This window comes from Lentibacillus sp. (assembly GCF_035301675.1).
GTDB lineage: Bacteria > Bacillota > Bacilli > Bacillales > Amphibacillaceae > Lentibacillus.
In genome coordinates, this window is sequence record NZ_DATGTT010000066.1 from 1 (window position 1) to 7,042 (window position 7,042).

General features: G+C 42.3%; 9 protein-coding genes. 3 read left to right on the top strand and 6 right to left on the bottom strand.

The annotated features are described in order from the left end of the window. Positions 1–573: 573 nt before the first annotated feature. On the bottom strand, positions 574–795 hold the full coding sequence (locus VK097_RS12315; protein ID WP_324212106.1) for a hypothetical protein: 222 nt from the start codon (positions 793–795) through the stop codon (positions 574–576). A gap of 418 nt (positions 796–1,213) precedes the next feature. On the opposite strand from VK097_RS12315, the gene pdaB reads away from it, so the two are divergent. After that, positions 1,214–1,972: a polysaccharide deacetylase family sporulation protein PdaB gene (gene pdaB / locus VK097_RS12320; RefSeq protein ID WP_324212107.1), complete on the top strand. Its 759-nt coding sequence runs from the start codon at positions 1,214–1,216 to the stop codon at positions 1,970–1,972. Positions 1,973–2,056: 84 nt separating this feature from the next. On the opposite strand, the gene VK097_RS12325 is transcribed toward pdaB, so the two are convergent. Beyond that, positions 2,057–2,704 (bottom strand): KinB-signaling pathway activation protein, encoded by a 648-nt coding sequence (locus VK097_RS12325; protein ID WP_324212108.1) that lies wholly within the window; start codon positions 2,702–2,704, stop codon positions 2,057–2,059. A gap of 135 nt (positions 2,705–2,839) precedes the next feature. On the opposite strand from VK097_RS12325, the gene gerD reads away from it, so the two are divergent. Beyond that, the gene (gerD, locus tag VK097_RS12330; protein ID WP_324212109.1) at positions 2,840–3,490 is read left to right on the top strand and encodes a spore germination lipoprotein GerD; all 651 of its coding nucleotides are present in this window, start codon (positions 2,840–2,842) and stop codon (positions 3,488–3,490) included. A gap of 143 nt (positions 3,491–3,633) precedes the next feature. Here gerD and VK097_RS12335 read toward each other — a convergent pair whose 3' ends face one another. After that, on the bottom strand, positions 3,634–4,692 hold the full coding sequence (locus tag VK097_RS12335) for an Mrp/NBP35 family ATP-binding protein (protein WP_324212110.1): 1,059 nt from the start codon (positions 4,690–4,692) through the stop codon (positions 3,634–3,636). A gap of 127 nt (positions 4,693–4,819) precedes the next feature. Next, positions 4,820–5,536: an N-acetylmuramoyl-L-alanine amidase CwlD gene (cwlD, locus tag VK097_RS12340; protein ID WP_324212111.1), complete on the bottom strand. Its 717-nt coding sequence runs from the start codon at positions 5,534–5,536 to the stop codon at positions 4,820–4,822. Positions 5,537–5,653: 117 nt separating this feature from the next. Between cwlD and VK097_RS12345 the strand changes: the two genes are divergently transcribed. After that, positions 5,654–6,070 carry a DUF948 domain-containing protein gene (locus VK097_RS12345; protein ID WP_324212112.1) on the top strand — a complete coding sequence of 139 codons (417 nt, stop codon included), beginning with the start codon at positions 5,654–5,656 and terminating at the stop codon, positions 6,068–6,070. Between the two features lie 20 nt (positions 6,071–6,090). On the opposite strand, the gene VK097_RS12350 is transcribed toward VK097_RS12345, so the two are convergent. Then, on the bottom strand, positions 6,091–6,441 hold the full coding sequence (locus VK097_RS12350) for a DUF948 domain-containing protein (protein WP_324212113.1): 351 nt from the start codon (positions 6,439–6,441) through the stop codon (positions 6,091–6,093). Between the two features lie 55 nt (positions 6,442–6,496). Continuing rightward, positions 6,497–6,898: a DUF948 domain-containing protein gene (locus tag VK097_RS12355; protein ID WP_324212114.1), complete on the bottom strand. Its 402-nt coding sequence runs from the start codon at positions 6,896–6,898 to the stop codon at positions 6,497–6,499. Between the last annotated feature and the right edge of the window lie 144 nt (positions 6,899–7,042).

Consider the following 7,042-nt stretch of genomic DNA (forward strand, 5'->3'; position numbering starts at 1 on the left):
ATTGACACCGATCAATCTCTTTCATGGCTTGCTTTCAAATTGATACAGGGTTTCATTGGTCTTCCGTCAAAAACAGATTCTGACATCCGACCTCTTACCTCTGACATCTTTGTCATACTGGTTGTTTTGTTCAGTTTTCAAAGATTAATTTCCGCCGCCGTTTTTTAGCGACGATTTATAATTTACCACGGTTACAGCAAAATGTCAATAACTTTCATAGCATTTTTTAATGTGAAATTTGTTGCCGAAAAGTGTGGTGTTTTGCTGACAACAAAAAATAATATAGCATAATTATTCGCTTCGTTCAATAGAAAAACAAAAAAATCTCAACTAGAAATTGTAAGTTGGTACTCAAACAGTATTTAATCCCAAATAAGCTGCAATTGCAGGGGCGTTATACACGATATGAACAAACAAAAAAACAATAGCCAACTCTGTGCAGCAGCGGATATTATTGAAGCAGCGAGGTTCCCGGTCTTGAAACCGGGCGCCTTCGCGGAAAATAAGCACCCCTTCATTGCAATCCTTATCTCTTATTAATAGAGCCTTGGGCAGGGTTATCGGCCGCCCGCATTATTGGTTGCCGGTGCGCTTAGGCATATACTTCATGCATTCCTCTTTGTTCGCAATTCGGCGATATAAATTAAATACGGTCTGATACCGCTCCTTCATTGAACTTTTGACCATTTGGTCGATCCGATGATCTTCCATATCCATTAATAGTTCTTCTAATTCTCGTTTTATTAAATATTCCATTTCTCTTTGTTCTTCATCATTAATTAAAAATCCAAGCATAGTACCACCTGACCTTCCAGTTCTGAAATAATAGCTGTTCCCATTTGTCCTTTATCCCGCATGTAACCGGGATCAGGACCCCACCTCAAATGTTCGAGTATACAATGAAAGATGTGGGGGTCGTCCGCCAGTAAATATGTCCGATATCATCTGACAATCACTGAAGGAGGGATAACAGACTCGCGACCGATTGCGAACTTTATAAATTAATAATCCAAATAGGATCCACAGACTTTACCATTCCCCGAATTATTATTTTTATATCCTCTTTTTTAAAGTTTCATCTATTCTCCTCGTGTATTTCAGTAGAATAAACCAATTCACTGGATGAAGTTTCACTTTATTCCTATACAGCTTGTTCATATTAAGCATTTTCGTTCATAGAATACATTAAGGAATGCTTGAGAGGAATGATATAATGGATCATTTTTATGTGATGACGTTTAAGAAGTGGAAACGCTATACAGTCGTCATATTATTGGCACTGTTTGCTGCCATGTTTCTTTGGTTTGAACGTGATGGGGCATTTTCGGTGCTATCCGATAGCGAACCATCAGCTCTGACAAAAGGTAATGCTGATGAATCAGATATTGCATTAACATTTAATATCAGCTGGGGAGAAGAAAAGGTTCATGACATTCTGGAAAAACTGGAACAACATCAGGTACAAGCCACTTTTTTTGTGAGCGGTGAATGGGCTGAGCGGCATCCAGAGATTTTGGAAAAAATAACAGAGCAGGAACATGAACTTGGCATGCTGGGATACCGCTACAAAAGTTACCTCGATCAGGAGCTTGAAGAAGTACGAAATGATTTATTGGAAGCAAAGGAAGTATTCGGCAAGCTTGGTTATGAGGATATGAAGCTTTTGCGACCTCCAAGCGGGCAATTTAACAAAGAAATTATTGAATTAGCTGAGGATCAGGATTTTACCGTCACGCATTGGAATGTCAACCCTAATGATTGGCAAAATCCAGGGACGCAAAAAATCACAGATATGGTTATGAAGCAGACAACCAACGGGGATATTATTTTAATGCATGCATCGGACTCTGTTAAACAGACAGCTGAAGCCCTCGAGACAATACTGCCTGGCTTGAAAAGTAAAGGATTTAAACTCGTAACAATATCCGAGCTGATCAACCAGGCACATGCCGAATCAAAACTCGCTGAGTAAGACCAAAGGCTGAAGCCCCAGCCTCCGCTGCAGTGCAGCCGCAAAAAAAGCCCCAATGTGTTCAGGGCACATTGGGGCTTTTTGTTATGCCTTATTCGTGTTTGCTTTAGCGGAATAATTTGCTTTGGATTTGTTTCCCGATTTTTCACTTCCCGTTAAACGGTGTAATATAAGCAGCTGATACGTATTGCATGCGAGCAGTGGTATGATCATCAGCCAGGCATAATCTGTACCGCTTGTGCGCAGACCCGGTACCCACTCGACTGACGTAATGACAACCATCAAAAACAGAGCCGGAATAAATGCTCTCCGGTTCGTCTCACGCGCTTTAATTTCCGATATAATCCAGCCGTACCCCAGAAAGGCAGCAGCCATCAAAATAAACCAAAATATCGAAACGTCGCCACCCGAAGCATTATATGGAAAATAAACCAAATCAAACACAACAAATGCAATCAGCAGCACTTGAACCGTCGGCCAAAACGTCCGAAACAAGCTGAGTCCGAACCGGTTTATAAATAAATACGCAAAAAATCCGGTTTGACTGATAACACTAAATACAAAACCCAGCCCGAGAAAAAAGAGAATGACACCGAATAGTTCAAACGCATTAAATGGGTCAATATTATTTGTATAGTATGCCGGTTTGACAAAAAAGCTGGTAATTAAGCCTGCCACCCCGCCGATCATTAACGTTTTTAAAAACAATCCAGTCCATTTTCGACTATTCAAAACACATTTCCTCCTAAAAAGTATGTTCCTTATTCACCGTATATTTTAGCATGAACGGGCTCTTTTTACCTTTATATATACATATTTTTTCGTGTTTTGACACATATTAACCACAACAGGAAGGAGGATTTGAACATGTTTCGAATCGCTTTAATTTCCCTTTTCCTGCTTTTCACTCTATTCATCTCCGGTTGTGCCGGACAAGGGGCCTCCGGTGAAGAAGCCAATTATGACACAACAAAAAAAATGGTTGTTGACATATTACAAACAGAAGACGGAAAGAAAGCTCTTCAGGAAATCATGACCGACAAGAAAATGAAACAGCAGCTTATAATGGATTCAGATGCTGTAAAAAAATCTGTGGAGGAAGTGCTTTCTTCGGATAAAGCGACTGACATGTGGAAGAAGTTATTTGAAGATCCGGCATTTGTTAAAACATTTTCCCAGTCCATGGCCGATGAACAAAAAAAGCTGATGAAAGATCTGATGAAAGACTCCGAATTCCAGCAGCAAATGCTTGATCTGATGAAAGACCCCCAGATGACCGAACAGATGACCAGTGTGATGAAAAGTCAGGAATTCAGCAAGCACCTGGAAAAGAAAATTCAGCAAACACTTGAAACGCCGCTATTCCAGGAAAAAATAAGCCAAATACTGCTGAAAGCCGCTGAAGAACAAGGCAAACAGAAGGATCAGAAATCACAGCAAGGCGGGAATACCGGCGGCGGTAGTTCCGGTGGCTCCGGCGGCGGGGGCGGAGGTTCCGCTGGCGGAGGCGGAGCATAATGGCGTCATCAGCCCAGTACCAATTACACTTTAATCAATAACCCATAAAAAGAGGTGACAAAACTGGAGTGAGCCCTAACCGATTTTGGGGCCTCCCCAATGCCACCTCTTTTTAAAGCCAAAATATGCCAGTATTTCCGTTTTTATTCCTCCACTTTGGCAACAATTTTTGATGCGATTTTATGGTATTCCTTGCCAAGCGGGTGATCTTCCTGATAAACGGACGGGGCGAATTCATCCTCTTCTTCATACGGTTGTTGCAGTGGCAGCTGCCCCATCACTTTAGTCTGCAGAACGTCAGCAAGTTTCTGACCGCCGCCTTTGCCAAACACATACTCTTTCTCCCCGGTTTTCTTGCTTTCGTAATACGCCATGTTTTCGATGATGCCGAGGATTTCATGTTCGGTCTTAATCGCCATTTGTCCGGCGCGTGCCGCCACAAATGCTGCTGAAGGATGTGGTGTCGTCACAATCACTTCTTTGGCCGAAGGAATCAATTCATGGACGTCCATCGCAATATCCCCTGTTCCCGGTGGAAGGTCAAGCAGCAGAAAATCCAAATCGCCCCATTCGACTTCTTTGAAAAAGCTGTTCAACATTTTCCCGAGCATTGGTCCTCTCCAGATGATTGGGGAATTATCTTCTACAAAGAAGCCCATGGAGATAACTTGTACACCGAAACGTTCGACCGGAATGATCTTTTCGCCGCGGACTTGCGGTCTGTTCTCAATACCCATCATATCCGGTACGCTGAATCCATAAATATCCGCATCAATAATACCGACTTTTTTGCCGAGCCGCATTAGTGATACTGCCAGGTTGACGGTTACTGTTGACTTTCCGACACCGCCTTTACCGCTTGAAACAGCTATAAAGTTAGGCTGCTTGCTGACGCCCAGGAGCGATTTTTCCTTTTCCGCTTCTGCAGACGGCTGGAATTGCTGGATAACTTCATCAGGCAATTGTTCGAAACGGAGGCCGACTGTTGATGCCCCGTTTTTCTTCAAAATCCCGACAATTTCCTGCTGCAGGTTCATTTGTTCTGCAGTATTCGTTTTAGCAATGCCAATTTTTACACTGACATGCTTTTTCTCTTCTTTAATACTAATCCCTTTGATCCCATCTGTTTCTTCAAGTGTTTTATGTAAAAACGGATCTTGAACAGGTTTCAGAAGCTCTGTTATTTCTTCTTTTGACAACACGGTTGGACACCATCCCTTTCCTAGCATATATATACAACGCAGATTGCACTAATTTGCATACAACGCTAGTATAACACAAATCACTTAAATTCTAAGTGAAATGAATCACTGATTTTAGTGGATGGCGTTATTCCTTTTCGGGATCTTCAGTACTGTATCGAAGTATTCCTTCATAAATGCTTCCGGCCATTTTTCTCTGATATGAATCCTGTTTCAGATGATTGCGTTCATGCGCATTCGATAAAAATCCGATTTCAACAAGTGCACCGGGCACCTCTGCATGTTTCAGCAAATAAACATTATTGAGTGCCAGCGGCTTGCGTGTCGTATTTTCCAGATTGCGGATAATCTCAGTCTGGATCATCTCGGCCAAGTGTTTGCTTTTTTCTTCTTTGGGATGATAAAAAGTTTGTGCACCATGCCATTTCTCGGATGACAGTGCGTTTAAATGAAGCGTTATAAAAAAATCGGCCTTTTTGTTATGAATGAATTCCAGGCGTTCACGAATATCCTCCGCTTTTCGCCGTGACAGCCCGTTGGTGTTCTCTGACGCAAGGTCCTTATCTTCTTCCCGGGTGAGATAAACAAGGGCTCCGGACTGCTGCAGAAAATCACGTGTTTTTTTGGCAACTTCCAGTGCAATATCTTTCTCGAACGTCTCATCTTTACCAACTGCTCCCCCATCCACCCCGCCATGCCCGGGATCAATCACAATTGTCTTCCCTGACAGCGGCAGTGACCATGTTTGCCATGTCGTGTCCACCTTTTGCATTGGAAATTGAATGAGCAGCGCCAGAACAATAAACCCCGCTCCCCACATAAATGCCTTCTTAAACCGTCCCATACCGTTCGCCCCTTATCACTATGCTTTTTCTATTGTATGGGACGAGTTTCTCGTTTATGATAAGATAGAAGAAGGAATATAGAGTACACGACATTAATAAATCGGAAGGAGAATTTTATGGATTGGGTAGGAATTGGCGTCATCATCATTGGCCTTGCAATGCTAGGGCTGGTCTTCCTGCTGATCAAACCGCTTAAAAACCTGACTGAAGTGCTTGCAGGTGTTCAAAAAACAACAAACAATCTCCCGAACCAGGTAGCTGATATCATGACAAATTTAAAAACCGCCTTAAGTTCGGCGAACGACACGATTAAACAACTGAATGAGCAACTCGGCAAACTTGTTCCGATTTTCCAGATCATCGGCAACATTGGCAAGTCCCTGCAGCATCTGTTCAGTATTATGACAAAAATCAATGACGACATGCAGTGCAAAACGGATAATTCCTTGATGGAGCGCTATCACCTTGAAGGTATTTACGGCGTCATGGCTTTAGGTTACGGTTTATACCAAAGAAAAAACGCAAATAAATAAATCCCCTGACATGAGGGGATTTATTTATCGTTCTTGTCTGTTTTACCTTCTGTTTTATGACGCTTATTCATGCTAAACCTGGCCAATGGGGTGGTCAATTTTCTGGACATTTCACCGACATCATTAACCATATAAAACAAAGGGCTTAATGTTTGCAGCTTATCATTCACTTCCGAAATCGTAACATTTGTATGGCTGAGCATCTGGCCTGTCTCCCTGAAAATATCATCCAGCTGCTGCGGCATTTGATCGACCGTTTTTTCAATGCCTCGGAGCACATTGGCCAGATTATTCAATGTCCATGCCACATATACAGCGATTACCAGAAAAGCTATTCCTATCAGTACAACACCGATTCCAGTCAAACTCATAAATATCCCTCATTTCCTGTTTTTCGAATTTGTTGGCTGTCCCCGTTAGCCATGTTCATTTCACTTTTTTATACAGTTTGTATACGACATCGGCCCATTTGAGTGATTCTGTCACCCTTCTCCGATTGTTTGAGGTTGTATATGTTGACGCGTTCCTTGCTTGCCTGTTCGCAAACTGGCTTCCTTCATCAATAGAAATACCCAAATTTTCAAGCGCCGCAAACAAATCATCCACCGCATTGATTTTGCTATGCAAATCGTCTACCGTCTTACCTGTCTCTTCTACCGTTTTGCGCAGTTCCGGTGTAATGTAATGCAATTTTTGTTCTGTCTCGTTTAACGTTTCACTGAGACGTTCCATTGTGTCTGCTGCACGCTTCAATACAAGGGAAGCATAGATGACTACAAGCGTAAACGCTAAAGCAATGATTAAAACACCTATGTAGACTAAATCCATAAAATAGGCCCCTCCTTTATATGGAAATTCCGGCCGTCGCCGCATTTCTGCTGAAGTTGTTAAATAATGATGCCGGGCTCCCCAAGGAATCTTTCGTGTATACCAGCTGGTCAGTAGGATACATTTGCTTCACATTTTGTATAA

Coding starts and splice junctions, on each gene's coding strand:
- VK097_RS12315 (WP_324212106.1), bottom strand. CDS start 795: ATGCTTGGATTTTTAATTAATGATGAAGAACAAAGAGAAATGGAATAT.
- pdaB (WP_324212107.1), top strand. CDS start 1,214: ATGGATCATTTTTATGTGATGACGTTTAAGAAGTGGAAACGCTATACA.
- gerD (WP_324212109.1), top strand. CDS start 2,840: ATGTTTCGAATCGCTTTAATTTCCCTTTTCCTGCTTTTCACTCTATTC.
- cwlD (WP_324212111.1), bottom strand. CDS start 5,536: ATGGGACGGTTTAAGAAGGCATTTATGTGGGGAGCGGGGTTTATTGTT.
- VK097_RS12345 (WP_324212112.1), top strand. CDS start 5,654: ATGGATTGGGTAGGAATTGGCGTCATCATCATTGGCCTTGCAATGCTA.
- VK097_RS12350 (WP_324212113.1), bottom strand. CDS start 6,441: ATGAGTTTGACTGGAATCGGTGTTGTACTGATAGGAATAGCTTTTCTG.
- VK097_RS12355 (WP_324212114.1), bottom strand. CDS start 6,898: ATGGATTTAGTCTACATAGGTGTTTTAATCATTGCTTTAGCGTTTACG.